The organism is Rhizobium sp. RU33A, from assembly GCF_900156055.1.
Classification (GTDB): domain Bacteria; phylum Pseudomonadota; class Alphaproteobacteria; order Rhizobiales; family Rhizobiaceae; genus Allorhizobium.
The window spans coordinates 1-25,916 of sequence record NZ_FTMQ01000001.1; the positions used below are offsets into that span (position 1 = coordinate 1).

Sequence of the window (25,916 nt, forward strand, 5' to 3'; positions counted from 1 at the left end):
TCAAAGTTGCGCTCTTGGCGCGGGGTGGAGCAGCCCGGTAGCTCGTCAGGCTCATAACCTGAAGGCCGCAGGTTCAAATCCTGCCCCCGCAACCAACATAATCCTGACCGACGCAATCAAGCATCCCGTTCAGCCACAACGGCATGAAAACCGTTCAAATACCCCAGCCTCTCTGCCCTGTCCTTGAACTCACCCGCCCTCACACGGCGGGCGAACTCGTTTGCGTGCTGTTCGCGCAGCCCGGCCGTATAATCTTGGAACGCCTGCATTGAAGCCAGTACACCAGCAAGGCGGCCATGGATGGTCAGCTCCGCTGACTTGCCATCGGCAGACGGCGCTATCACGACCTTCTGGACCAGCTCTCTCAAGAAGTTGAAATGACGTTGCACGTCGTCATGTTCGCTCGCACCGGCGCGCGCCACCGCCGTCAACGCACCGATCGCGGACGTAAACATCGATGGATTAACCGTAAAGGTCTTCGGCGGACCGCGACGCTTCGTCTGCTGGATACGAAGCGACGCTTCATTCTCGTCATGCTGGCTCTGCAGGTCATCAAGCAATTTGTTGAACGCTTCGATTTGCGGCTGGCCATTGAGGATACGATCAGTGATCTGAGCAGCAATGGCCTCTTACTTTCGCGACACCTCGCTGAGGTGGCTCTTCAGCTTCTCTTGATCGCGTTCGCCGGTCTTTGTTGTGGCGGTCAATTGCTTGTTGATCTCATCCTGCAGCGATGTTGTGCTGCCGACTGACAAAAGGCGGGCCGGGATCGCGTCGAGAACACGTGTCTCCAGTTCTGACCGACTGATGGTCTTGGAGTTGGCGCAAACACCATCATCGAGGTGGGCGATCCGCAGGTCCTTCTGTCCATTGGTGCAGCCGTAGCGATCTTTGGACATGATGGCATACGACCCCGCGCAGTGCGCACATTCGAGCAAACCGCTGAGAAGGTAGGAGTGACGATGCGTCCGGTTGAGGCGATTTGTCGTTGTGTGATTTGAACTGCGCTTCAACCTCGATCTGCTTCTGCTTCTGCTTCTGCTTCTGCTTCTGCTTCTGCTTTACCTTTGCCCAGAGTTCATCAGATGTGCGGAGTTCGGCAACTTCGGAAACGACCCAGTCGCGTTCGTCATTCATGCGAGCTTCGCGCTGCTCCTTTTCCGGGTTCTTGCTGAACTTTCGACGGTTGAAGATGAGACGGCCCACATAGGTCTCATTGTTCAGAATACCGGTGCGGCGCTCCCTGCTGCCGTGAATTGCGGTGTCTTGCCACTTCAGTCCCCGAGGACCAGGTACCGGTGGGACGCGGTTATTTAGCTCGATCGCCATTTCCTTCGGAGAGCGGCCAAGAACGTACTGCTGAAAAATCCAGCGGATGATCTCAGCTTGTTCCTCATCGATCTGGCGAAGGCCTGGAATGCGGTCGCCATGCTCGTCTTAGACCAGCAAGCTCGCCCTTTGACGCTATCTTCTGAGCAGATGGCCGCCTGGGTCACTGGCCTTATCGTTGCAGCGATCGGTGGTGCCGCCTATCTTCGCGTTGACCCGCTCGGCGTGACCGCCGAGCTCGGAAGTCTGGTGCGGACCGCAGGTCTTTCCGCCGGTATCGTGCCGGAAACGCTCGTCGGGCTCGATACCGCCCGGGGCTGTATCAGCGCGGTCAAGACTGCCTTGCTCTCTCCCAACGGCCTCTTCGTCATCGGCCTCGTCGTGGCGCGCTTCGCTTCAGCCCTTCTCTCCGGCCGCTTTGAACCCTCATGGCCAAACGCACGCGGACTGCTGGCACGCTTCACTGTGGGCGTGCTGATGGGGTGGGGGGCAATGATCGGTCTCGGCTGCACCGTCGGTGTTCTGCTCTCGGGAATTCAAGCAGGGGCCGTCTCGGGCTGGATATTCCTGATTTTCTGTACAGCGGGCGCCGTGTCCGGCTTGCTCGGCATCCGGCGATTTGGCTAATCGTCCACGACTTGCTGGCTTATCGGCAGCCGGCCTTGGCTAAGTGCCTCGGTTTCGGCCGGGGGTACAGGATGTTCTGATCAGCCGCCGCCAACGGTCATAACGACGCTGGTCTCGTCTCGGTCGGCTCGACTACGAACAGGACGGCGCGCTTTCAGCTACAGCCGGGCTCGAGGCTTGCGCCGAACTGACCCAAAATACGAATCCAAACCGCCCGTTGGCACCTTTCCGCCTTTGCTCAGTTATTTGCCTAAAGCCAATTTTCTACAGGGTGATGGTATGTCTCAACGTTTGAAAGTGAAGGAAATGGTGATGCAGATGCACGAGAGGAACCTCGTGCTCATGAACATTCTCCGCGATATCGCCGAAAACGAGACACCGGGTCATATCGCCACTGACGCGACAGACGAACAGATCGCCCGACACTCTGCTGAAAAGGCGTTGCGTCGGAAAGAGATACTCGGAGAAATTTCGCACATCCTGCATCAAGAAGACATGGCACGCCGCGTAAAGGCATAAGTCGCTTCGACTTTGACGCTATCTGGACCTGCGGATGTCCAACAATTTTTCGAGTTTTTGCCATTCCTACGTTTGACATCACCAACGGAGTGAAGGGCGATCTCGTTCTTCCTTGCGTACGAGAACTACCGAAAGATCGTAGGGTTTAGGGAAGAATTGGGCTACGCAGGTAGATCGATTTCGGCCGTCGCGAGTTTGCCAGACGCAATGGTGATGCCTGCTTTGGGCAAGGGATCGGCGACCACTTGAGCAACATCGACTCCAGAATGCTTGCCGGGCTTTTGGATGGCGGTGAACAGCAGGTTGATCGTCTGTTCGCTGATGATGTCCAGCGCTTCATCGCTATACAGTAACGACAAGCAGCACATTCAATCAGATTGGGACGTATGACATGGCAGATCCTGTTGAGGATGGGACAGAGTTGAAGGCAATTCTCAGCGATGTTGTCTCTCAAATTAGAACACGTGCGCCTGGAATTTACGACGAGGCTGTCGCGGAAGCTAAGGAGAAGGATAAGCCAACCCCGCGCAAGGCAGACTTTAAAAAGTTCGGCATCGCAGTATTTACCAGGACCGGCCAGCTAGCCGCCGCCGGCAATGCCAGCATCGGCTTTCCGATCCAATCCATATCCAAGGTCTTCGCCCTTGAGCTTGCGCTAGAGGCGCTCGGCGAGGCTTTGTGGAAACGGATCGGCCGTGATCCATCGGGCGACCCCTTCAATTCCATTATCGATCTTGAGCGCGCTAAGGGTATACCCCGAAACCCGTTCATCAATGCTGGTGCATTGGTCGTATGCGATGTTCTCGCCGGTCTCGGAGGAAGCGCAGATCCAAATCGTCATGTGGTTCGCTTTGTTGAAAGAATGCTCGACGGTGAGGCGATGACGCTCGACAAGGATGTTATGGCCAGCGACCGTACCGGCGGCGACCTCAACCGATCACTGATGTTCATGGCGAGACACCACGGCAATCTGGATCATCCGGTAGACAAGGTTATGGAAGCCTATATCCACCAATGCGCCATCACGCTGGATTGTCGTGGACTTGCCAAGGCAGGCCGCTTTCTCATCCTTGACGACCCCGAACAAGAGAACGATGCAACCCTGGCAGCGGCGCGGCGCGCTAGGCGGATCCTTTCGGTGATGATGCTGTGTGGCCAATATGATGGCTCAGGTGACTTCGCCTATCGGGTTGGATTGCCAGCCAAATCGGGCGTCGGCGGGGGAATTCTTGCCGTTGCCCCCCACTGCGCCTCAATCGCCGTGTGGTCGCCAGCACTCGACTCAATGGGCAACAGTTGGCTCGGCACACTGGGGCTGGAGTTGATCAGCTCCAAGACCGACTGGTCTGTCTTCGGCAGGGCGCGCCGGTGAATTGCCAGCCAACACGAATTTCTTAGATAGAGCTGGCTCGTTCTGGTCGAAGAGCTTCGGGGAAATCACTTAAGGAGCGCCAAGCGCAGCGACATGGCCTTGAAGGCATAGCTTGACGAGGTCTGCGCCCCATTGCGGATTTAAAATGACTACGGGATTTTGTTCCATAATTATGCTTACCCCACAAAGGACCAACTGAATGCGAATTTAGGACTTATCCGCCTATATTGACGCTTATGATTGAAAAATTCGGACTGATCGGTTGCGCAACATCACACGTCGCAGCCTACCAAATTGCAGATCGGGCGCACACGACGTCACTAAAGCACCTTTCAGTGTGCCGCCACCTTCAATTTGGCCTGCTCGAGTGACCAGTACTCCATATCGAAAAGGTCGGCCTCCCCAATCGGCGTGAACTTGCCGTAGGCCTCGGCTGCGTTGATTGCACGTGTCGCTTGCTCGCAGAGGTCTCCGGCGATCCTTGCCGCTTTTTCCGTGCTTCCAAGCGCATACATACCCTTGTGCCGAACAATGATCACGCGCGGATAGGCGTCGAGCATCTGCTTCGGCTCGCTCTGCCGTGCGGCATTGCGCTCGAAATACGATCTGTAGCGTGCCGCATAAGCCTCGAGTGCCTCTAAGATCGCCGCTTCGCTTGCGTCTGCCTCTATGATCATCGGCCAGGGCTTGATCCGGATGACGTGGTCCGGTGTAACGGTCCCTCGCCGCGCGATGTCCTCAAGTCGCTCGTTGGCGACATAGTCCCTGATGGCAGATGTAGAGCGATAGTCCAGAAAGACAGCCTTCTCGAATGGTGAGTTCGACTGAGATAAGGCGCGTTCCAACCGAAGTTTGAGGTCTTGGTCCTCCTGGCCATCATTGCTCTGCGGCCCGGTCAGCGTGACACCTGCACGGTCGAGTTCTTGCTCTGCCATCGTCACGAATTCAATCATCAGCTCATAGGACTTACGAGCGTCGTTCGCGAAGGTGAAAAGCCCGTGGTTTTCAAGCCATAGCCCCTCGCAGCCCGGATTTTCCCGATAGACGAGGTCGCCTGCAATTGAGAGGTCAAAGCCCGGCATGACGTAAGGGACATAGGCGACGCGGCTGCCGTAGATGCGCTTTACGGTTTCGCGCATGTCCGGCTGGTCGGCCAGGGCTAGAATTGCCGTCGCGTGTGTGTGATCGACAAATGTGAAGGGCAGGAAGGCGTGCAACAACGCCTCAACTGATGGGTTCGGTGCATCCGCTGCGATCAGGTTCCGGCGAAGCAGCGCGACCATGTCGAGATCGGAGAGCTTTGGTCCATCGCGCACTTCAAGCAGGGGAGCGAGGTGCAAGGCAGGGAGCCCTGGTGCTTCGATCGTGTCGAGATCCCATCCGCTTCCTTTGATGTGCATCAGTTTCGAGCCATTATCGGCAACGACTTTCACCGATGTGTTGCCGCCTCCGTGCAGGACGAGGTCCGGATCGCCACCGATGATGCGGGAGGAGTAGATCCGAAGGCCGAGAGCATCACTTTGGCTGGCAGCGCGTGCGGCTTCTGCATAGCGATTTGCGTCTTCGTCGTTCCAGCGGCTTTGCATCGGCATATCCTGTCTCTTGAATGAAGTCGGCGGGCAGCCGAAGCCGCCCGCCGTAAGTTCGTCAGTTTGTTAGAAGTCGAAGTTGCCGATGTTGTCCTTGGTAAAGACGGTCCGCTCCGGAAGCAGGATGATGCCATTGCCATCCGCCTCGTAGTCGTAACCCTGGACGCTGTTCGCCGAGACTTCGACGGTGCCGACGCCGGGGATATCCAGCTTGTCGCCAACCTTCATCGGTCCGTTCTTCAGGACATGATCGGCGACGTAGACGGAGATCTTGCCCTGCTGCGTCACGTCCCAAAGGCCGAAGCGCTGGATCGTGCCGCGCTCGATATAGGGGCGCATGACATTCGGCGTGGAGAAGCCGACAATCGTCACACCTTCGGCACGCTTGAGGTTTTCGGCGGCCTGCGCTGCAGCAGGAAGTGCATTGGCGTCAGGCGCGATGATCGCATCGAGGTCGGGATAGGTCTGCAGAATGCTCTCGGCCGTCTGCAGGGACTTCTGCGCATCATTGTAGCCGTATTGGGTGGTGACGATCTCCCAACCCGGGTGCTCCTTGGCAATCTTCTGCTTTGCGGCTTCCGCCCATGCATTCTGGTCGGTGACGGTTGGGCTTGAGTAGAAAAAGGCGACCTTTGCCTTTTCCTTCGTCACGCCCTCGGCTGCCATCTCGACCAGCAGGCTACCCAGCTGCTCCGGCGTTCCCTGGTTAATGTAGTAGCTGCGGCAATCCGGGTTGACGTCGCTGTCCCAGGTCATGACCAGAACATCGCGTTCCATGGCGCGCTTGAGGGCAGGGCACAGGCCGTCAGGCGAAACCGATGACACGATCAGGGCATTGTAGCCCTGGTTGACGTAGTTGTTGATGAACTGCACCTGGCCCGAAACACTCGGCTCGGTCGGTCCGTCATAGGTCACCTTGGCGCCGAGCTCTTCGCCGGCTTTGACGGCACCTGCGCCACCCGAGGTGAAGAAGCCGACACCGACCAGCTTGGGGATGAAGGCAATCTGGTTTTCGGCATTGGCCGAGCCTGCGCCCAGCATGGTTCCGGCTGCAAGAACGCTCGCCAGAGCGCCCGATTTCAACATGATCTTGATCATTTACTTTCTCCTCCTGAAGTGACCGTTGCCGTAGGCTTTTTCTGTTGCCGGGCAACGGCGATGAAATCGGCCAGCATTGCGCTCCCATGGCGCAATGCGACCGCGACAACCAGCAACCCTCCCGAAAGTGCGCTGGAAATCTGGCTGGGAACCCCGGCTGCCTGCAGACCCTGCTGCAGATAGCCGATTACGAATGTTGCGAGGAGCGTGCCGAGGATGGAGCCTTGGCCGCCATAGATCGATGCGCCACCGAGTACTGCCGCAGTGACTGCCGGCAGCAGCGTCGCGGAACCGAGATCGACGCGGGCCGAGCCGAAATAGGCCGACATCACGAGGCCGGCGAGTGCCGCAGAAAGGCCTGTGATCACATAGGTGATTGTCTGAACGCGCCTGACGGGAATACCGGCGAAGCGTGCTGCGTCCTCGGACTGACCCGCGAGGAAGACAGTGCGACCGAAACGGGTGAAATGCAGCAGGACAACAAGAACAAAGGCGAGCGCCAGGAAGAGGGCGAGCGACGCCGGCAGCCCGAGAAACTCGGCATATCCAAAGGCGTTGAAAGCCTCAGGGAAGTTGCCAATGCCCTCGTAGCCGCCAGCACCGACAAGGCCGGATGCAACTGTGGCCGTGCCCTGGAACAGATAAAGGCTTCCCAGTGTGACAACGAGGGGCTGGATCTTCGACAGGTGAATGAGCGTCGCATTGAACAGGCCACACAGGCCGCCCGTCGCGAGTGCCAAAGCGATCGCCAGCGGTAGAGGGACGCCGTAGAATGTAGCAACGCCGAAGATGATGGCAGCCAGCCCGATCACCGAAGCGAAGGAAACGTCAATGCCACCGGCAATGATGACGAGCGTAAGCGGCAGGGCGACCATCCCGATCTGGATGAAGTCGGACGTGCCATAGACGAGGTTGGCGACGTTCAGGAACCTGGGATTGATCAGCCCGAAGACCGCGAGTTCGACAACGAGCATGGCAAGGAGAGCGGTCTCCCATCGGAAGAAGAGATTCTTCATCGGGCAGCCTCCGCTGTGCTTACAATTGTCTGTTCGGGAGATGGCGAACGTTCATGGACCGCATAGCGGCGGGCACGGATGCGCCGATCAATGAGCTGCCGGATCCGTCCATCGAGCAGCAACACGCTCAATAGCAGAGCGCCGGCGATGAAGTCGTTCCAGTAGGCGGGAATTTTCAGGAAGACGAGTGCACTGTCGATCGAGGTGATGAAGATCACCGCGGCAAAGACGCCAGCGACCGAGCCCGTGCCACCAAGCAGGCTGACGCCGCCGAGTACGTTGACGGCAATAGCCTTCAACTCGATCCCGTTGCCAGCCTGGTTCGGGATGAATCCGATCTGGGCTGCAAAGATGAGGCCGGCAAGAGCCGAGCAGATGCCTGTCGCCACAAAGGCGGTGAACTGAACACGGTGCACCGGCACACCCAGATGGTGAGCGGCCGCCTTGTTGTCGCCGACAGCGTAGAAGAAGCGACCGAACCGTGTCTTGCGAAGGCCAATCCAGGTCAGAACAACGAGCGCGAGGACGACGACCGTAAGAGAGGAAAAGCCAAACCCGAGATTGGCGGCCAGTGCCTTCAGGCCTTGCGGAAGGTCTTCGATCCACCGACCGCCCGTCATGACCAGCATGATTCCACGGTAGAGGCCAAGTGTTCCAAGTGTCGCCACGATGGAGGGGATGCCGAGATAGGCCACCATCAGACCGTTGAATGCGCCGGCGAGGGCGCCTGTCAGAAGGCATGTAGCGATTGCCAGCGGCAGGCTCATGCCGGCATTTAACGAGAGACCGAGAACGGCTGCGCTCAAACCGAGGACCGAGCCACTTGAGACGTCGATGTTGCGTGTCAGGATGACGATCATCGTGCCGAGCGAGATCAGCATCAGGACAAGGCTGCTCGAAAAGACAGAGGAAAGTGTCGCGCCTGAAAGATAGCCCGGTGCCGCAGCGCCGATGGCGGCATAGGCAAGGGCAAGAACGACAAGGAGGGTTGCGACGCGGTTCTTGGCAAAAAGGTCAAGCATGACGGGCCTCCGAAGCGCCGAAGGCAAGCCGCGCAATCGCATCGACCGAGATGTCGTCCTTCAGTTCGCCACCTTGCCGTCCGAAGGCCATGACTTCGACCCGGTCGGCCAATTGCTCGATTTCGTCGAAGTCGGAGGAGATGAGGATGATCGCCACCCCTTCGAGGGCGAGTTTTTCGATGAGATTGTAGATGTCGTTGCGCGCCGCAACGTCGACGCCACGTGTCGGTTCGTCGAGGATCAGCACCTTAGGTCGTGCTGCAAGGCATTTCGCCATGAGGACCTTCTGTTGGTTGCCGCCCGACAAGCCGCGCGCTTCCTGGCCGGGGCCGCTGCATTTAATGCCCATGGACTGGCGAAACGCCTCGAAGCTCTTTTTCTCGGAGCTTGGCCGTAGGAAGAAGGGCAGGCGGTAGACAAGATAAGAAGAGACGTTCCAGAAGAGGGGGGCTTCGAGGAAAAGCCCGTGCTGCTGGCGATCCTCCGGCAAATAGACAAGCCCGCGATCGATGCAGATGCGCGGAGACCTCTTCCTGAGCTCCTGTCCATCAAGTGTGACTGTTCCTGTCGACTGACCTCTCAGACCGAAAAGGGTCTCGGCAAGCTCTGTTCGTCCCGCGCCAACGACGCCGGCAAGCCCGAGGATCTCGCCACTGCGGACCTGAAGACTGATGTCCTGAAATCCTTCGCCACTCAATCCGGATACGGAAAGGCGGGGCGCGTCAGTGTTGTCTGCGACGCGTTGCTCTCGAATCCTCGAAGGTGTCGCGCCGATCTGGACTCGGCTCATCGCTTCGACGATGGCTGCATCGGTATAACTGTCGAGAGACCCTGAAAGTACGATGACACCATCGCGCAAAACGCTGATCGTCCCGCAGATTTCCCGGATCTCGCGTAGCTTGTGGGAGATGAAGAAAATGCCGACCCCCTGCGCCTGCAATTTGCGGACGCGGTCAAACAATGCGCTGGTTTCAAACGGGGTCAGTGCCGATGTGGGTTCATCGAGAATGAGGACGCGTGCATCGCGAACAAGGCCGCGCAAGATCTCGACGATCTGTCGTTCCGCGATCTCCAAGGCTGCAGCCTGTCCATCGAGATCAAGGGTTACGGAGAGCTCGGCGATGAGTTGCTCGACACGGGGGCGAAGGGTCAGTGGCGAGGGCCGGAGGCCAAGGCAGATGTTCTCCAGAACAGTCTGGTTGGGCAGAATGTGCGCTTCCTGCGGCACGAGATAGAGACCGAGTGCCTGGGCCTGGGCGGGTGATGCATGTGTTAGTGCTTGTCCATCGATCTCGATCGAGCCCGAATTGGCCGCGATCACGCCCGACATGATCTTCATCAGCGTGGATTTGCCCGCACCATTGCCGCCGAGGAGGGCGTGAACCTCTCCGGCTTGCAAATCGAGCGAAACGCCTTTCAGCACGGGGATTGCGCCGTAGGATTTCCAGATTTCGGTGAGCTTCGCGACCCTCCCGGTCGTCTGGCTACCTGTCATGCTGCACCTGTTCATATGTATCTTGTGACAATCAAGTGATCACAACGGTTTGGGTTCGTCAACATGTTCACGAGAACCGGATCGCTCCTGATGTCGCGATGTTGCGCTGAAAATGATGAATTTTGAGCGGAAATCAAATGATTAGGTGCGGGGTAATTTTTTCTGCCAAACTCGACGTTGACGGATCAAATGTTTATTTGATATGCAAATGATCAATAAAAGCCGAGGGAGCCCTGGCGCATGGCATCGGAAAATGGTGAATGGAGTTATGCGGACGCAGATGAGGAAATCCTCACGCGGATCGCATGGTACTACTATAACGACGGCCTGACCCAGAATGAGATCGGCGACAAGCTCAACATGTCGCGGATCAAGGTATCCCGGCTCCTGGAAAGCGGGCGGCGATCGGGGATAATCCAGGTGCGTATCAACTCGCGCTACCAGGGTTGCCTCACACTCGAGCGGCAAATCAAGGAGCGTTATGGCCTCCTGGAAGCCTATGTCGTCCCGCAGCTTCCCGATCAGGATCCGAGTGATCGCCTTGGCCAGGCTGCGGCGCAATTCCTCATGCAAAGGCTTCAGACGGATGATCTTCTCGCCGTCGGCTGGGGGGCAACGGTTTCGAACACGATCCAACGCCTTGGACACCTGGCAAACGAGCGCAATATAGGCCTGGTCAGCCTGACCGGGGGTGTCGGTACCTATGTCGACGGGATGCGCACGGCCAACTGGGGAAGCAGCGTTCACCTTGTACCTGCCCCGCTCGTCGTCCGCGATCCCGATGTTGCGCGCAATCTCTCCTCAGAGCCTGCCGTTGCCAATCTCCTCGATATGGCTCTCAACGCGACCTACCAGCTGGTGGGTATTGGTGAACTTTCCGGAGCCTCGACAGTCGTGCGTTCCGGCTATGTGAGCCCGGATGAGGTAGAGCCTTTGCGCCGCAAGGGTGCTGTCGGCGATATCCTGTGCCAGTTCTACAATGAACGCGGCGAGCCGCTCGATCTGCCTCTCCATGACAGGGTCATCGGGGTCAAGCTGGCGGCACTGTCTCGCGCCGAGAAGGTCGTGGCCGCAGCCGGCGGTGCGCACAAGGTGCAAGCTATCCATGCCGCATTGCGTGGCAAGTTCGTCGGGATCCTGATTACCGACGAGACGACGGCTGCGGGCCTCCTTGAAATGAAGGACTGACATCATGACCACTTCCTATCTGCTCGCTGTCGATGCCGGAACAGGCAGCGGGCGCGCCGTCATTTTCGACGAGAACGGAAACCAGGTGGCGAGTGCGCAACAGGAATGGTGGCACAAGTCTGATCCGCGGTTTCCCGGCTCCATGGATTTCGACGTAGAGGGGAACTGGTCTCTTCTTTCGCATGCCATTCGCGGGGCCATCGCCGAAGCCGGCATCAAGGCTGGTGATGTCAGGGCCGTCAGCGCGACCAGCATGCGCGAGGCGATTGTCGCCTATGATCGCAGCGGCCAGGAGATCTGGGCCTGCGCCAATGTCGATAGCCGCTCCGTCAATGAAGTGCGGGACCTGAAGCGGGAATTCCCTGAACTGGAGCGAGAGCTCTATGAGAAAAGCGGACAGACCTTTGCGCTGGGGGCTCTGCCGAGGCTCTTGTGGCTCAAGCGAAACCTGCCGGATGTGTATGGCCGCATTCACCGCATCAGCATGTTGTCCGATTGGGTTCTGGCCCGTCTCTCCGGTGTCATCGCCAGCGAGCCCTCCAATGCCGGAACGACCGGCCTATATAGTCTGACGGCGCGCGACTGGCTGCCAGACGCCATGGCCAAGGCTGGCCTGCGCGATGACATCTTTCCAGAGAGCGTCGAGCCAGGAACCATGATCGGTCGGGTGACCGAAAAGGCCGCGCTGGAAACGGGACTGGAGGCGGGAACACCCGTCATCATGGGTGGTGGCGACTGCCAGAGCGGTGCGGCGGCAATCGGCGTTGTCAGGGAAGGGGACTGCGCCGTGCTTGGCGGCACATTCTGGCAGCAGGTCGTCAATGTCGGTCTCGATGTATCCGATCCGTCGATGGACCTGCGGATCAATCCGCATGTTGTAACCGGGCTTAACCAGGCCGAGGCGATCAGCTTCTTCGTGGGGGCCGTCATGCGCTGGTTTCGTGACAGCTTTGGTGCGGAAGAAATGGCCGCTGCCGGGCCAGACGGAGACGCCTACACGCTGTTGGAGCAAAAGGCAGCGGCCATTCCGCCTGGCGCCTACGGGATCATTCCCGTTTTCTCCGACGTCATGCATTACGGCAATTGGTACCACGCTGCGCCTTCCTTGCTGAATCTGTCGATCGATCCGGACAAGTCCGGCAAGGCTGCCATCTTCCGGGCCTTGCAGGAGAATGCAGCCATCGTTGCTGCACGCAATCTCGATGCGATTTTCAGGCTGACGGGGAAGACACCCGAAAGGATCGTTTTTGCTGCCGGTGCGTCGAAATCTGCCCACTGGTCACAGATCCTGTCTGATGTCACGGGGCTGCCTGTCGTGACACCGGTCGTGAAGGAGGCAACCGCCCTTGGATGTGCTGCTTGCGCTGCGATTGGCATTGGCCTGAGACGCGATTTTGTCGAGGCTGCGGAAAGCTGGGTCCGCTGGGACAAACACTTCGAACCAAATCCCGCGCACAAGGCCATCTATGATCACGCGGGCGACCGATGGGCACGCGCCTATGCATTGCAGCGCCAGCTTGTCGATGAGGGCATTACTACGGCCATGTGGAAGGCACCCGGCCTCTGAATTTCAAGATAGAACAACAAGTCAGGATAAAGTCATGCTCATTCAAATGGTCGCAATTCACGTCAAGCAAGGCCATGTCGACGAGTTTCTCGATGCTTTCCGGATCAACTATGAAGGCACGCGCCGCGAGCCGGGAAATCTTCGCTTTGACGTGCTACGCAGCCCCGAGGATGACCACAGCTTCGTTATCTATGAGGTATTCAAGTCTGCAGAGGCGCTTGATGAGCATCGCAAGACCGCGCACTACCAGGAATGTGTCCGCCGCATTGATCCCATCATCACCGGCCCGCGGACGAAAACCTTCTACAACGCGGAGATGGCGGATTTTCTGGCTGCCTGACCCCTTCAGTTGGCGCGGCCCTGCAGATCGGATGGCATGTCGTGCCTGAGCGAAGGAGTTTCGGACGGACATATTGGATGTACGTCCGTTTCGCCTAAGTCGGTTTCAGACGGATCTGATGGCACCGCCATCCACGCGGATCTTGCTTCCGGTTACGTAAGAGGCGGGCTCTGAGGCCAGGAAAACGGCAACGGCGGCGAATTCCTCCGGCCGGCCATAGCGTCCGGCCGGAATACCGGCTGCGGATTCGGCCGCGATCTCCTCGACACTCTTGGCTGAGCGGCTGGCTGCCGCTGCGTCGAGTTCGTCCACCCGTTGTGTGTGAATGCGCCCCGGAAGAAGCACGTTCACGGTAACGCCGTCTGCGGCCACTTCCGCAGCGAGTGTTTTCGACCAGCCGATCAGGGCCGAGCGAATGCCATTGGACAGCGCCAGCCGTGCGATCGGCTGCTCTACGCCGGACGAGGCGATCGATATGATCCGACCCCAGCGCTTTTCCCGCATGCCGGGCAGGAGGGTGGTGGTCAGGTGGAAGATGTTTGCGGCCATCGTCTCGAAATGGTTGATCCAGTCCGACCGTTTCGCATCGACGGCTGCAGCCGGTGGCGGACCGCCGGAATTGTTGACGAGGATGTCGACACCGCCTGCCGCCATGAGGGACTGGACGGCCTTATTCACGCTGTCGATATCCGAGAGGTCGAGCTGCAGCGGGATGACAGGACCGGCCGTTGGTGCGAGCTCGGAAACCCATGTCGAGATGGCCGAGGTGTTGCGGGCGGCGGCATGGACTGTCACTCCTTCGTCCGCCAGCCCTCGGGCAATCGCCGCACCCAGTCCGCGGCTTGCACCCAGCACGAGAGCAGTTTTGTTTTTCAAGCCGAGTTCCATCAGCCGAGCTCCTTCAATCTTCTGTCCTGGCGCGCAATCAGGCGCTCGATCTCGCTGATATCGGTGGCAGCAAGGGCTCCCCCCGGTTTGCGCAGGGCCGGCGTGGCGATCGCGCCGCGTTTCGCCATGATGTATTTCCGGATGGAGAGGCCAAGGCCCGGTTGCTGTTCGTAGCGAGCAAGCGGAAGATAAGCGTCGAAGATGTCCTGCGCGCGCTCCGGATTTCCCTGCTCGCTGTAGTGGACGACGTCGCGCATCATTTCGGGATAGGCAAAGCCTGTCATAGCACCGTCTGCCCCGCGCGCTATCTCTTCGGGCAGGAAGACGCCGCCATTGCCGCACAGGATTGATATGCGCCTCTTGCCGGACGTCTCCGAGGCGGTTCGTAGTGCAGTAATCTTGGAAAGACCGGGCCAGTCCTCGTGTTTGAGGCAGACGCAGGTCGGGATCTGATCGATGATCGTCTGGATGACGGAGACTGGGATGGTGACGCTCGTGACGAGCGGGAAATCCTGCAGCACGAAAGGCGTATCGCCGATGAACTCCGCCGCCTGCTTGTAGTAGATGACGATCTGCTGATCGTTCCGCAGGGACGAGGGCGGAGCAATCATCACACCTGCCGCGCCGTCATCCATGACCATCGAAGTCAGAGCCTGCATCTGGGCAAAGCCCGCAGCAGAGACGCCTGCCACAACCGGCACTCGGCCATCGACCCTGCGGAGGATACGGCGGACATAGGTCTGCGATTCCTCGATGGTCAACTTTTGCGCTTCGCCCATCATCCCAAGCACGGTCAGTCCCGTCGCGCCGCGCTCAAGGTAGAAATCGACCATGCGGTCCGTGCTGTCCAGGTCGAGATCACCCGTCTCCGTGAAAGGGGTGAGGGCTATGACGTAGACGCCTTTTGCCTCTTCATTCAGCCTCATCATTGGCTGTCTCCTTGATGTTTCGGATATCGTGCATGGCCAAAGAAGCCTTCGGGTTGGCCAATCATGTTTTCGAGCCCCATGCGCTCGATCAGCAACCGGGCTTGCTTGTCGGCTTCTGCGACGACCTCATCGAGGTCGGTCAGCAGAGGGCGGCCGCCTTCGAGCAGGATCTGCCCGTCGATCACGACGGTGTCGACGTCATTGCCGTTGGCGAAGTAGGCAAGGCGGAAGATCGGCATCTGGTAGGGCGCGAGGTGGGGGCGCTTCATGTCGACCACCACGATGTCGGCCTTTTTGCCGACTTCGAGGGAGCCAAGCTCCAGGTCGAGCCCCAAGGCGGTCGCGGCATCGATCGTCACCATTTCGAGGGCCTTGCCCGGAGGCAGGACCGAGGGATCGCGAAAATGGGTGCGGTGATAGTGCATGCATTGCTGCATGTGCCGGAACATGTCCGCCGATCGGTCCGGCGCGGTTGCATCGGAAGCGATGGCCACCACAGCACCCGCCTCGATCAATTCGATCGCCGGGCACCGGCCAAGGATGGAGGCGATGGCGCTGGGGTTATGGGCGATGCGGGTGCCTGTGTCGGCAATGATCCGGATTTCTTCGGGCGTGATATCGATGGCGTGGGATAGGAGCGCATCGGGTCCGAGGATGCCGAGCTTTTCGGCGCGGCAGACGGAGCCCTTCCAGTGGCCATCCTGGGTGAAGACCACGCCCGCCTCGCGCGAGAGTGCCCGCACGACCCGGGTCTGCGTAACTGCGGCATCATAGTCTGCAGCCGACATGTCGCGCTCATGTTCGTCACGGATGACGGGGGTGAGCAAGGCGATCTGCATTCGTCCGCGCCCGTGCCACAGATCAAGCAGTTTCCGGCTGACAGCAAACTGATCCTCGAAGGTTACAGGCCGTTCTGACGCCTTGCCATCGTGCCACGATGCATAGGTTCGCGGATGCGGAGGGCGGGTCGGTCCGACGGCGACGACAGAGCGCGTGCCGACTGCCGTGACGCCTTCGCAATGGGCGATTCCATAGGCAACGTCATCCGTCCGCATGATCGTGTCGCCGCCACCGAGAAGCGAAACGCCGGTGGTGACGCCGAAGCGCAGGCGTTCGAGGGCGGCAAGCCGCGCCTCCGCGAACCAGAATTCCGGTGTCGAGCCGACGGTATAGGCAGCGTTGCAGATCTCTTCCCAGTGATTGCCTTGCTCCATGCCCATGGTCTTGATCAGGCCGTGGCCTGCATGGGCATGGACGTCGATCATGCCCGGCATCATCACCTTGCCGTGGGCGTCGATATGGCGCTCGGCCTGGTATTCTCTGACAATCTCGTCCGCATGCCCGACTGCGACGATGCGACCGTCGAGAACGGCGACCGCACCCTTGTCGAGGACGCGGCGACTGCCGTCCATCGTGAGGACCGTGCCGCCGCTGATGATCAGATCGACGCGCCTCATGATGCTTTCTTCCCGGACTGGAAGTCAGGGAGCCGCGTCACGTCGAGCACGCAATCCTGGCGCATGCGCCAGTCTGGCCAGGACCCGGAGAGGCCTGTCACCCTCAGCGGATTGTAGAGATAGAGCCATGGGGGATCCACTTGTAGCGCGCGGAAGGCCTTCTCGAAGATCTCCGCACGTTCATTCAAATCAACAGTTGCCCGGCCCCTATCGAGCAAGTCTTCGGCCTCGGCGTTGTGAAAGCCCAGCCACCAGGAGCCCTTAGCCCTGTGATCGATCTTCTCCGCGAGGATGCGGAAGGTGCTCAAGGGGCTGGAATCGAAAACGCACATGTCGCGCACCTGCTTCAGGCGGACACCATGCGCATAGGCTTCGCGGTCTGTGTGGAGGTGAACCTTCAGCGTCACACCAATTGGGGCAAGCTGCTCCGCAAGAGCGGCCGTCAGCGCCTCGGCCTCATCGGGAAGGCGCGTCGGGCAATCGACCTCGATGGTCAGGCCTCCGCTGAACCCGGCTTCGGCAAGCAGTTCTTTCGCCTGATCCTGATCAGCGCGCAGATCCTCTGACGGCAGGCTGCCGAAATGAACCGGGCTGACGAAGCCAGTTAGTGGCTTTGCTGCACCTCTGACAACCCGATCGATCAGGGCCTGGCGGTCAATCGCCAGATTGAGAGCGCGGCGAACGCGGCTGTCGGTGAGCGGCCCCTTGAAGGCATTAAAGAGATAGATGATGGCGACGGGAACGAGCGATGTGACGCGTGTATGCTTAGCCGTTTCCTCGAGCGCCTTGGAGGCTTCGAAATCGAGGCTGTTTGCCACCTGCGCCTGGCCGGAGATCAGCATCTCCAGCCGCGCTTCCCGGTTTGGCTCCAAGCGGAACGTTAGTTCAGCATTGGCTGGTCGTTCGCCATGCCAGCCATCGAAACGTTCGAGGTGAAGGGCTTGGCCGGGTTCGTAGGAAACCAGACGATAGGGGCCCGTGCCGACCGGCTGCGATGTGTCTCCCGCCTCGTAGCGGTCCAGTGCGGAGGGAGCGACCACGTAGCCGTAAACCAGGATATCGAGGAGATCGGCGATCGACTTCGAGAGGCGGATCGCTACCGTCAGGGGATCAGCTGCCTCGATCTCCGCGTCTCCGAGATACTGATGCCAGACCCCGGGCGCCCCGAGGGTGTAGCCTTTGTCAGGACGGGCCATGCGTGTCAGCGATTGGCAGACGGCAGCGGCATCGCAGGGGTTGCCATCGTGAAATCTCAAGCCTTCCTTCAGCCGGAATGTCCAGTGTCGCGCATCCGGTGTAAAATCCCAGGAGCTTGCGAGTGCTGGCACGTAGCCACCATCCTTGCCATAACGCACAAGCCCGTCGAACAGGGTATCGAAGACGGCCAGCATGTCATTCGCATCGGTGCAGTCATGCGGATCTTCGAGGGCAAGGCGCGGTTGAACAATGACGGCGGGCGAACTCACGGGCTGTTCCTTTCGGCATCATTCCGATCGTGGAGGTGGCATGCAACGGCGCTGCCATCCGGCTGGGGCGTCAACACCGGACGGTCGACCGCGCATCGATCGAAGGCCATGGGGCAGCGCGTTCTGAAGCAGCAGCCGGACGGCAGGCGCAGGGCACTTGGCACTTCGCCGACGATCTCGATCTTCGGTTTTGCCAGCGACTTGTCGATGGTCGGCGCGGCCGAAAGCAGAACCTGCGTGTAGGGATGTTTCGGCTGGCTGAACAACTGGTCACGGCTCGCCGTCTCCACCATGAAGCCGAGATACATCACCCCGATCCGGTCGGCGATGTGGTGAACCACCGAGAGGTCGTGCGAGACGAAGAGATAGGAGAGGCCGAACTCGTCGCGCAGGTCCATCATCAGATTGAGGATCTGCGCTTGGATCGACACGTCGAGCGCCGAGACGGGCTCGTCGGCGATGATGATCTTTGGCCGGACCGATAATGCACGTGCGATGCCGATCCGCTGCCGCTGACCTCCCGAAAACTGATGCGGGTAGCGTCCAGCCTGTTCGGCATTGAGGCCGACCTTTGCCAGAAGTGCGATGGCTTCGTCATGGAGTTCTCGTCGGCTGAGCTTGCCCCCGGCCTGAGCGCGTCTCGGCTCCATCACGATGTCCCTGACCCGCTGCCGCGGGTCGAGAGAGGCGTAAGGGTCCTGGAAGATCATCTGCAGCTTGCGGCGGATCGGGCGCATTTCGCGAAACTGCATGCGGGAAATGTCTTCCCCGTCGATCCGGATTTCGCCTGCGGTCGGCTCGTAGATCCGGGCAATGGTCTTGGCCACGGTCGACTTGCCGCAGCCGGATTCGCCTACCAGCGCCATGACCTCGCCCGGTGCAATCGACAGGTCGACACCGTTGACCGCCCGCAATTGTTTCTGGGGAGCGAGAAGCTTTCCCTTTCCGAACTGTAGCCGATCGAAAAGCCCCCCCACGGGGAAGGCTTTGACCAGGCCTCGGACCTCAAGCACGGGGGTCGTCATAACGCCGTCTCCTCCAGCGGGAAGTGGCAGGCTGCATCGAGCGAGCCGCGCACGGGGGTAAGAGCCGGCGTTTCTGCCGAGCAGATGGCCTGGGCCCGGAAGCACCGGTCCCTGAAGCTGCATCCTTGGCCGAGCGTTCGGATGTCCGGCACTGTGCCGGGTATCTGGTTGAGACGTTCCCGGCGATCGGTGATCTTCGGAATGCTGTCGAGGAGCCCGCGCGTATAGGGATGGGCAGGGGACTGGATGATCTCGCTCGTGAGTCCCCGCTCGACGACCTTGCCGCAATAAAGCACGACCACCCGGTCCGCCATCTCGGAGACAACCGCGAGATCGTGGGTCACGAGGATCATGGCGGCCCCGCGATCGACGATCTGGCGGCGCATCAGCTTCAAGATCTGGGCCTGGACGGTGACATCGAGCGCCGTGGTGGGTTCGTCCGCGATGATCAGGCGGGAACCAGCCAACAGCGCTATGGCGATGACAACGCGCTGGCGCATGCCGCCCGAGAACTGGTGAGGATAGGCGTCGAGACGACTGGCGGCCTCCGAGATGCCGACATCTTCGAGCATCTCGATGCAGCGTGCACGCCGCGCTCTTTGGTCGAGGTCAGTATGCAGCCGCAGCATTTCGTCCATCTGGCGGCCGACCGTATAGACCGGGTTGAGCGACGTCATGGGGTCCTGGAACACCATGGCGATCTGGCCGCCGCGCACGGCGCGCATCTGGTCCTCGCTCTTGCGCGTCAGATCTTCGCCGGCAAAGACAATGCTGCCTGCCTCGATCCGTCCGGGTGGGTCGATCAGGCCGAGAATGGAAAATCCGATGACGGATTTGCCGCCGCCTGACTCGCCGACAAGGCCGACCACCTCACCCGGGCGGACGTCGAAGCTGACGCCGTCGACGGCTTTCACCACGCCACCGAAGGTATGGAAATGTGTCTTGAGATCCCGGACTTCGAGAAGTGCTTCGCCCATGGTCGCTGTCTCCTTCGTCATCTCAGGCGCGGATTGAGTTCGTCCCGCAGGAAGTCGCCGAACAGGTTGATGCCGAAGACGAGGAACATGATGAACAGCCCGGGAAAGGCGGAAGTCCACCAGATGCCCGAGAACAGGACGTCGAAGCCCTCCTTGACGAGAAGACCGAGCGAAGGCTCGGTGATGGGGACGCCGACACCAAGGAAACTCAGCGAAGCTTCGATCAGGATGAAGGTGCCGACCTGGATCGTCGCAACCACGATGAGCGGCGTCATCACGTTCGGCAGCACGTGGCGCAGGATGATCTCGCCGTTTCCGAGCCCCGCCACCTTGGCCGCCTGGATGTATTCCTTCTGGATCTCGCTCAATGTCGATCCGCGAACGGTGCGGGCATAAACGACCCAGCCGACGGCGGTGAGCGCGATCAGAACCATGCCGATGCCTGTCCCGAAGGCCGACATCAGGAAGAGCGCGATCAGCATCGAGGGAAACGACAGCTGGATGTCTGCGATGCGCATGATGATGCTGTCCACCATGCCGCCGTAGTAGCCGGAGATCAGCCCGAGTGCGGTCCCGATCACGCAAGAGAAGAGCATGGCTGCGAGGCCGATGAAGGCGGAGATCCGCGCGCCGTAGACGACGGATGCAAGCACGTCGCGGCCTTGACCATCCGTCCCGAGCAGATACCTGCTATCACCACCCTCCAGCCAAACCGGCGGCTTGAAGCTGTCCATTAGTTCCAGCTGGGACACGTCATAGGGGTCCTGGGCGACAAGCAGCGGCCCGAATGTCGCAAGCAGGGCGAAGAAGACAAGCAGTGCGCTTCCGAAGACGGCCGGCAGGTTTCGGCGGTAGTGAAAGAAGAATTCCGAAGAGAAGAACCCGGTCATGCGATCCTCACTTCACCGTAATGCGGGGGTCGATCAGCGTGTAGACGATGTCGACGATGAAATTGATGGCAACGAAGATGAAGGCGGTCAGCATCAGGTAAACGACGATGACGGGGCGGTCGCCGCGGTAGATGGAATCGATCAGCAGCTTGCCCGTGCCGGGCCATGCGAAGATGGTTTCGGTGATCGTTGCGAAGGCTATGAGGTCACCGAGCTGGAGACCGAAGATCGTTACGACCGGAATGAGAGCGTTCTTCAGGCCGTGCCTGAACAGGATGTTCTGGCGGGATGCGCCTTTGGCACGGGCGAACCGCATATAGTCCTGCCGCATCACCTCCATCATGCCCGCACGGGTCATGCGCAGCATGATGGCTAGGGTGGCCAGCGCCAGTGTCACGGATGGCAGGATGATGTGCGACCAGCCGTCCGCCGTGAAGATCGATATGCGCAGCCCCAGGATTTCGACCGTATCGCCGCGTCCGGAGGAGGGCAGAAACTGGTAGCGGACGGAGAAGAAGAATATCAGCATCATGCCCACCCAGAAGCCGGGGAGGGAAATGCCGAGCAGTGAGCCCGCCATGATGCCGCGAGACACCGGCTTGTTCGGATTGGCCCCGGCATAGACGCCGAGCGGCACGGCGATCACGGTCGCCAGCATGATTGCCACCAGCACCATTTCGATCGTTGCCGGCAGACGCTCCAGGATCAGGTCCATGGCGGGCTGGCGGAACACATAGGAGCGCCCGAAATCGCCCTGCAGCATGTTGCCGAGGAAGATGAAATATTGGCTCAGCAAGGATCGATCGAGACCCAGCAGACGGCGGGCCTGTTCGATCTCGGCGGTGGTGGAATCGATCGGGATCACCATGAAGACGGGATCGCCGGTAAAGCTCATCATCAGGAAGACGATGACCGATACGCAAAAGAGTACCAGCACCATCTGCAGGAGCCGCTTGATCGTATAACCCAGCAAGGCAGTGTCCCGTCATGAAGAAGTGAGAAATTCGGGACTGTCTCCCCCAAGGTCGACAGTCCCGCGCTCGTTCGGGTGGGGTTATTCCTTGACGTCGATCTCGTAGGCCCAGAGGAACTTGTCCGCACGCGGTGTCATCTCGACACTGGTCTTTGCGGCATAGAGATCCTGCTCGTAGTGGATCGGGATCATCGGAATGTCTTCCATCAGGATCTTGGTGACTTCCTGCAGGTATCCGTCGCGCTCTTCGAGCTTGGAGGTCGCATCGGCCTTGTCGATCAGCTCGTCTACCTTCGGATTGGAATAGGATCCGCGGTTGACCTGGCCATAGCCTTCCTTCTTGTCGCGCGAGTAGAACATCACGCTGTACATCGAGCCGCCGTCACCGGACGGAACGTCCCAGCCGCTCATGATCATGCTCGACTGTTCACTGGGGACCCGGATGTAGCCGAAGAAGTTGGACTTCGGCATCAGGTTGAGCTTGAGATCGACCTTGATCTTGCCAAGCATCGACGCAAGCGCCTGAGCGATCTGCTGGTCGTTGACATAGCGGTTGTTGGTGGTGTCGAGGGTCACCGTGAAGCCATCGGCATAGCCGGCCTCCGCCATGAGAGCTGCCGCCTTCGCAAGATCGAAGGGATACATGTCACGGAAGCTTGCGCCGTCGACATAGCCCGTATGGGAAGCAGGGATGTATTGCTCCGACGGGGTCGACAGGCCGTTCATGATGATCTTGTTGATCGCACTGACGTCGATTGCGCGGACCATCGCTTCACGGACGCGACGATCCATCATCGGGTTCTTGTCGAGCGCGACGGTCGGGCTCTTCTCACGATGGTCGATCGATACCACGACGTTCAGCAGGCTTGGCTTGGTCATGATCTTGTAGCGGTCATCCGCCTTGACGCGGTCAACGTCGCGAACATTCAGATCCTGGATGACATCGACTTCGCCGGTCAGCAGGGCTGCCGTGCGGGTGGCGCCATTGGTGATCGGGCGGAACGTGACTTCCTCGATTTTCGGCGCGCCAGCGAAGTAGTCAGTATTGGCGGCAAGCGTGATGTGATCTTCCTTGATCCATTCGACCAGCTTGTAGGGGCCGGTGCCGACAGGCTTCAAGTCCAGCTGCTCGTCGCCCACTTCTTTCGCATACTTTTCGCTGAGGATCAGGACGGCTGCCAGATCGTTCGGCAGGACTGCGTAGGGCTTGGGCGTCTTGATCTCGACCGTGTAGTCATCGACCGCCGTGAAGGAGGCGATGTTGGCGCCGAGATTGGCCATCAGCGACTTCTTCAGACGGTCGAGGGTGAAGACAACATCCGACGCCTTGAACTCTTCGCCATTGTGGAACTTGACGCCCTGGCGCAGCTTGAACACCCAGGTCGTGTCATCCTTGAGCTCCCAGCTCTCTGCAAGGCCGGGTCCGAAGGACAGGTCGGCATTGCGGCGGACCAAGGGATCGTAGATGTGATAGAACATGATGTTGCTGGACAGCTCCTCGCCCGCCTGGGGGTCGAGATTGACTGCGTCCGACGTCAGGCCGACGGTCAGTTCCTTGGCCTGGACCAGGCCGCCCAGGGCCGTCGAGCTCAAAAGGACGAATGCGGCAAGGGCCGCGATACGTCCGGATTTCATGCGAAGATTCAGCATTTTTAGTTCCCCTTTTTGGTATGCCGACACGTTTGCATGCGCGTTTTCACCGAAGTACGGATTGCACCTCGATCTGGTAGCCTTCCGGGTCTTCCAGCACGAAGGCTCGAATTCCCAAGGAGACGCTGTCCTTTGGTTCCGTCAGCCCGATCGCGTTCTGGCTCGCGAGATAGCGATGCCAGGCATCGACATCCGGCACGCGGATGCAAAGCTGCACGGGTTTGATTGGATTGGCGCGATGCATGCCGCGGGTCTCGTCGACAAGACCGACATAGGCATGCTCGGCAATCTTAAGGATCTTCGACCAGCCCTGATCGATCTCGAGTGGGAAGCCCATCACCTCTGTGTAGAAGTCGAACGCTTTGGGCAGGTCGACGTAGTAGAAGAAGGTTATGGCCTTCTCGACGATGCCGTCATCGGGCCGGGTGGCTGCCTCAGTCATGTTGTGAGATCCTTCGAAAACCATGTGCTTTCGCCGCGGCGCAGATAGCGGCCGCTGCCGGGCGTATTGAGTACTGACTGGCCGTCATAGGCGAGCTTGCCTGCATGATAGGTCCCAGCTACTCGTGCGGCGAAACGCCGTCCGTCATAGGGGCTCCACTTGAGGCCATCCTGAGCGCGGCTGGCGTCCCAGACATCGTCGCCCTCGGTGAGGATCGTGATGTCGGCATCGGCCCCGGGGACGAGAGCCCCTTTGCGCGGATGGAGGCCGAAGAAGCGGGCAGGGCGTTCGGCGAGATATTCGGCGCAGTAATGCGCAGCATCGACGCCGCGCTGTTTTGCGACGGTGTAGAAGGCAGGCAGCAGGGTCTCCATTCCGGGCACGCCCGCACCGGCATCGAAGATGCTGTCGGTGAACTTGTTGTCGATCGGCCAGCTGGAATGATCGGAGCTGACAAAGGCGATCCTGCCCTCGATCAGTTCCTGCCAGAGCCGATCAATCTGGCCGGGGCGAATGGGTGGGTTCACCTTCATCCGCGCGCCGAGCTCTTCACCGTCGCGTTCGGGATCGAACCAGAGATAGTGGACGCAGAGTTCGCCGGTCGCCCTGAAGCCCTCTTGCGCATAATTGTCCACCAGCCTGAAGCCGCGCGGCGTGCTGATATGGACGATGTGGGCATGTCCGCCGGCATTGGCGGCGAGTTCGAGGAAGTGCACGGTTGATGCCAGTTCCGCGACTTCAGGCCGGCTCGGCGAATGCGCGGTGATGCCGTTTCGACCCTCGGCTCTTGCGCGCGAAACCCGTGAGCGCACGATCTCCTGGTCTTCGTTGTGCAATCCAAGCGGCAGGTCGGTCGCGGAAAGCGCTTCCAACAGGTCGAGGGCGAGGGCCGCATCGATCCTCGGAAAACGGGTGGGGCTGCTCTCGAAAGCGGAGATCTTGAAGGCGACGACGCCACCATCGGCGAGCGATTGTACTTCGTTCAGGGATTGCCCGGGCATGACCGTGCCGTAGAGCGCGACATCGCAATGGGCAAAGCGTTCGACGGCTTCGACCTTGTTGTCCAGATGCTCCCTGGCGCTCAGCGGGGTCGGGTTGTCGTAGGGCATATCGACGATGGTCGTGACCCCGCCGGCAATGGCGGATCGGGTCGTCGGCTCTATTCCGGGGAGGCCGAGATAGCTGCCTGCATGGGTTTGGCCGTCGACGATCCCCGGCAGGACGAAAGCGTCTCCAGCGTCGTGCACGGTGGCGGCTGCAGGGGCTTCGCCTTCTCCGATTGCGTGGATGACCGAGCCTGAGACCGCGACCCAGCCATTGGGAATGGTCATCTGAGGCGTAACGATCCGCCCACGAATGATGAGATCAATGCTCAAAGCGCCCTCCTGCGATAGCCGAGTTCAGCCTGCATGCAGGCAAGGGCGACGCCGGCCTGAACCGGGTCGATGACGGGCAAGCCCAGTTCCGTCTGCAAAGCCTCCCGGTAAGTCCCGAGGCCGGCGCAGCCGAGGATGACTGCCTCGGCACCATCCTCATCGCGAAGCACGGAGGCGATGCGCGTGACGGGAATGACCGCGTTCTGGGCGATGAGTTCAGCAACGGTCATATCGATCGACCTATCGCCTGCAAGCCTGCCATCGAGTTGAAGGTCCTCAAGGTAGCGCCGGTGGCGCTCAATCGAGGACGGCCCCATCGAGACGATGCCGAAACGCTGACCAAGTCCGAGCGCTGCCAGATAGGCTGCTTCGGCAATGCCGACGACCGGAACATTCGTGGCGGCTCGTACGGCCGAAATGCCGGGATCCGAAAAGCAAGCAATCACGATGGCGTCCGCCTTTGCCGCCTGTACAGCCTCAATCAGCAGCGGCACCACTTCGGCGACATGGGCATCCGTCTCGATACCAAAAGGCGCGCCCTCAAGCTCAGTGCAGCGAATCTCGTGGCCATTGCCTTCGAACGGTTTCAGGCATGCTTCCATCGAACGTGTGACGGCCTTCGAGCTGTTCGGATTGATCACCAGGATCTGCGCCACGGTTCCTCCAAAGACGGCTCTCCCA

At 59.8% G+C, this 25,916-nt stretch carries 26 protein-coding genes and 1 tRNA gene; 7 read left to right on the top strand and 20 right to left on the bottom strand.

Translation table 11 applies throughout. From position 1 onward, the window contains the following. Positions 1-18: 18 nt before the first annotated feature. Positions 19-95 (top strand) — tRNA-Met (locus tag BW978_RS00005). A 21-nt stretch (positions 96-116) separates the two neighbouring features. Here the strand turns inward: BW978_RS00005 and BW978_RS00010 are convergent. Both BW978_RS00010 and BW978_RS23715 read right to left on the bottom strand, forming a co-directional pair. Next, complete coding sequence (locus BW978_RS00010; RefSeq protein ID WP_076391086.1) at positions 117-560, bottom strand: hypothetical protein; 444 nt, start codon at positions 558-560, stop codon at positions 117-119. Positions 561-629: 69 nt separating this feature from the next. Then, complete coding sequence (locus BW978_RS23715; protein WP_139330235.1) at positions 630-1,013, bottom strand: recombinase zinc ribbon domain-containing protein; 384 nt, start codon at positions 1,011-1,013, stop codon at positions 630-632. A 373-nt stretch (positions 1,014-1,386) separates the two neighbouring features. Here BW978_RS23715 and BW978_RS00025 point away from each other — a divergent pair, with 373 nt between their 5' ends. Continuing rightward, on the top strand, positions 1,387-1,956 hold the full coding sequence (locus BW978_RS00025) for a YeeE/YedE thiosulfate transporter family protein (RefSeq protein ID WP_244551861.1): 570 nt from the start codon (positions 1,387-1,389) through the stop codon (positions 1,954-1,956). Positions 1,957-2,268: 312 nt separating this feature from the next. Then, positions 2,269-2,475 (top strand): hypothetical protein, encoded by a 207-nt coding sequence (locus BW978_RS00030; protein ID WP_076391092.1) that lies wholly within the window; start codon positions 2,269-2,271, stop codon positions 2,473-2,475. A 161-nt stretch (positions 2,476-2,636) separates the two neighbouring features. Here BW978_RS00030 and BW978_RS00035 read toward each other — a convergent pair whose 3' ends face one another. Next, complete coding sequence (locus BW978_RS00035) at positions 2,637-2,834, bottom strand: response regulator (protein ID WP_139330237.1); 198 nt, start codon at positions 2,832-2,834, stop codon at positions 2,637-2,639. Between the two features lie 32 nt (positions 2,835-2,866). Here BW978_RS00035 and glsA point away from each other — a divergent pair, with 32 nt between their 5' ends. Next, positions 2,867-3,847, top strand: a complete 981-nt coding sequence (gene glsA, locus BW978_RS00040; RefSeq protein ID WP_076391096.1) for a glutaminase A — start codon at positions 2,867-2,869, stop codon at positions 3,845-3,847. A 332-nt stretch (positions 3,848-4,179) separates the two neighbouring features. On the opposite strand, the gene BW978_RS00045 is transcribed toward glsA, so the two are convergent. The 5 genes from BW978_RS00045 to lsrA form a co-directional block, all read right to left on the bottom strand. Then, complete coding sequence (locus tag BW978_RS00045; RefSeq protein WP_076393056.1) at positions 4,180-5,433, bottom strand: class II aldolase; 1,254 nt, start codon at positions 5,431-5,433, stop codon at positions 4,180-4,182. A 69-nt stretch (positions 5,434-5,502) separates the two neighbouring features. Next, positions 5,503-6,534 (bottom strand): autoinducer 2 ABC transporter substrate-binding protein LsrB, encoded by a 1,032-nt coding sequence (gene lsrB, locus BW978_RS00050; RefSeq protein WP_076391098.1) that lies wholly within the window; start codon positions 6,532-6,534, stop codon positions 5,503-5,505. Continuing rightward, a complete protein-coding gene (locus tag BW978_RS00055) occupies positions 6,531-7,550 on the bottom strand; it encodes an ABC transporter permease subunit (protein ID WP_076391100.1) in 1,020 nt (339 codons plus the stop codon). The genes lsrB and BW978_RS00055 overlap by 4 nt, the downstream gene beginning before the upstream one ends. After that, complete coding sequence (gene lsrC / locus BW978_RS00060; RefSeq protein ID WP_076391102.1) at positions 7,547-8,572, bottom strand: autoinducer 2 ABC transporter permease LsrC; 1,026 nt, start codon at positions 8,570-8,572, stop codon at positions 7,547-7,549. Before lsrC ends, BW978_RS00055 begins: the two co-directional genes overlap by 4 nt. Further along, entirely contained in the window at positions 8,565-10,067 is a 1,503-nt protein-coding gene (gene lsrA / locus BW978_RS00065) for an autoinducer 2 ABC transporter ATP-binding protein LsrA (RefSeq protein ID WP_076391104.1), read from the bottom strand. The genes lsrC and lsrA overlap by 8 nt, the downstream gene beginning before the upstream one ends. 240 nt (positions 10,068-10,307) lie before the next feature. On the opposite strand from lsrA, the gene BW978_RS00070 reads away from it, so the two are divergent. From BW978_RS00070 to BW978_RS00080, 3 genes are read left to right on the top strand one after another with little or no spacing between them, the layout of a single operon-like run. After that, positions 10,308-11,255 (top strand): sugar-binding transcriptional regulator, encoded by a 948-nt coding sequence (locus BW978_RS00070; protein ID WP_076391106.1) that lies wholly within the window; start codon positions 10,308-10,310, stop codon positions 11,253-11,255. Between the two features lie 4 nt (positions 11,256-11,259). Further along, positions 11,260-12,822, top strand: coding sequence for an autoinducer-2 kinase (gene lsrK / locus BW978_RS00075; RefSeq protein WP_076391108.1), 1,563 nt, complete (start codon positions 11,260-11,262; stop codon positions 12,820-12,822). Positions 12,823-12,856: 34 nt separating this feature from the next. Further along, a complete protein-coding gene (locus tag BW978_RS00080) occupies positions 12,857-13,162 on the top strand; it encodes an antibiotic biosynthesis monooxygenase (RefSeq protein ID WP_076391110.1) in 306 nt (101 codons plus the stop codon). Between the two features lie 105 nt (positions 13,163-13,267). Here BW978_RS00080 and BW978_RS00085 read toward each other — a convergent pair whose 3' ends face one another. The 12 genes from BW978_RS00085 to BW978_RS00140 form a co-directional block, all read right to left on the bottom strand. Then, a complete protein-coding gene (locus BW978_RS00085) occupies positions 13,268-14,050 on the bottom strand; it encodes an SDR family oxidoreductase (protein WP_076391112.1) in 783 nt (260 codons plus the stop codon). Further along, complete coding sequence (locus BW978_RS00090) at positions 14,050-14,979, bottom strand: dihydrodipicolinate synthase family protein (protein WP_076391114.1); 930 nt, start codon at positions 14,977-14,979, stop codon at positions 14,050-14,052. Before BW978_RS00090 ends, BW978_RS00085 begins: the two co-directional genes overlap by 1 nt. Continuing rightward, complete coding sequence (locus BW978_RS00095; RefSeq protein WP_076391116.1) at positions 14,976-16,436, bottom strand: amidohydrolase family protein; 1,461 nt, start codon at positions 16,434-16,436, stop codon at positions 14,976-14,978. Before BW978_RS00095 ends, BW978_RS00090 begins: the two co-directional genes overlap by 4 nt. Beyond that, positions 16,433-17,902 carry an ABC transporter substrate-binding protein gene (locus BW978_RS00100; RefSeq protein ID WP_076391118.1) on the bottom strand — a complete coding sequence of 490 codons (1,470 nt, stop codon included), beginning with the start codon at positions 17,900-17,902 and terminating at the stop codon, positions 16,433-16,435. The genes BW978_RS00095 and BW978_RS00100 overlap by 4 nt, the downstream gene beginning before the upstream one ends. Further along, the gene (locus BW978_RS00105) at positions 17,899-18,927 is read right to left on the bottom strand and encodes an ABC transporter ATP-binding protein (protein ID WP_076391120.1); all 1,029 of its coding nucleotides are present in this window, start codon (positions 18,925-18,927) and stop codon (positions 17,899-17,901) included. The genes BW978_RS00100 and BW978_RS00105 overlap by 4 nt, the downstream gene beginning before the upstream one ends. Beyond that, positions 18,924-19,904, bottom strand: coding sequence for an ABC transporter ATP-binding protein (locus BW978_RS00110; RefSeq protein WP_076391122.1), 981 nt, complete (start codon positions 19,902-19,904; stop codon positions 18,924-18,926). The genes BW978_RS00105 and BW978_RS00110 overlap by 4 nt, the downstream gene beginning before the upstream one ends. A 17-nt stretch (positions 19,905-19,921) precedes the next feature. Continuing rightward, entirely contained in the window at positions 19,922-20,794 is an 873-nt protein-coding gene (locus tag BW978_RS00115; protein WP_076391124.1) for an ABC transporter permease, read from the bottom strand. A gap of 7 nt (positions 20,795-20,801) precedes the next feature. Beyond that, positions 20,802-21,767: an ABC transporter permease gene (locus BW978_RS00120; RefSeq protein ID WP_069043141.1), complete on the bottom strand. Its 966-nt coding sequence runs from the start codon at positions 21,765-21,767 to the stop codon at positions 20,802-20,804. Positions 21,768-21,848: 81 nt separating this feature from the next. After that, entirely contained in the window at positions 21,849-23,417 is a 1,569-nt protein-coding gene (locus BW978_RS00125; RefSeq protein WP_076391126.1) for an ABC transporter substrate-binding protein, read from the bottom strand. A 46-nt stretch (positions 23,418-23,463) separates the two neighbouring features. Beyond that, positions 23,464-23,859: a VOC family protein gene (locus BW978_RS00130; RefSeq protein WP_076391128.1), complete on the bottom strand. Its 396-nt coding sequence runs from the start codon at positions 23,857-23,859 to the stop codon at positions 23,464-23,466. Beyond that, positions 23,856-25,235: a dihydroorotase gene (locus BW978_RS00135; RefSeq protein ID WP_076391130.1), complete on the bottom strand. Its 1,380-nt coding sequence runs from the start codon at positions 25,233-25,235 to the stop codon at positions 23,856-23,858. The genes BW978_RS00130 and BW978_RS00135 overlap by 4 nt, the downstream gene beginning before the upstream one ends. Then, positions 25,232-25,891 (bottom strand): aspartate/glutamate racemase family protein, encoded by a 660-nt coding sequence (locus BW978_RS00140; RefSeq protein WP_076391132.1) that lies wholly within the window; start codon positions 25,889-25,891, stop codon positions 25,232-25,234. The genes BW978_RS00135 and BW978_RS00140 overlap by 4 nt, the downstream gene beginning before the upstream one ends. Between the last annotated feature and the right edge of the window lie 25 nt (positions 25,892-25,916).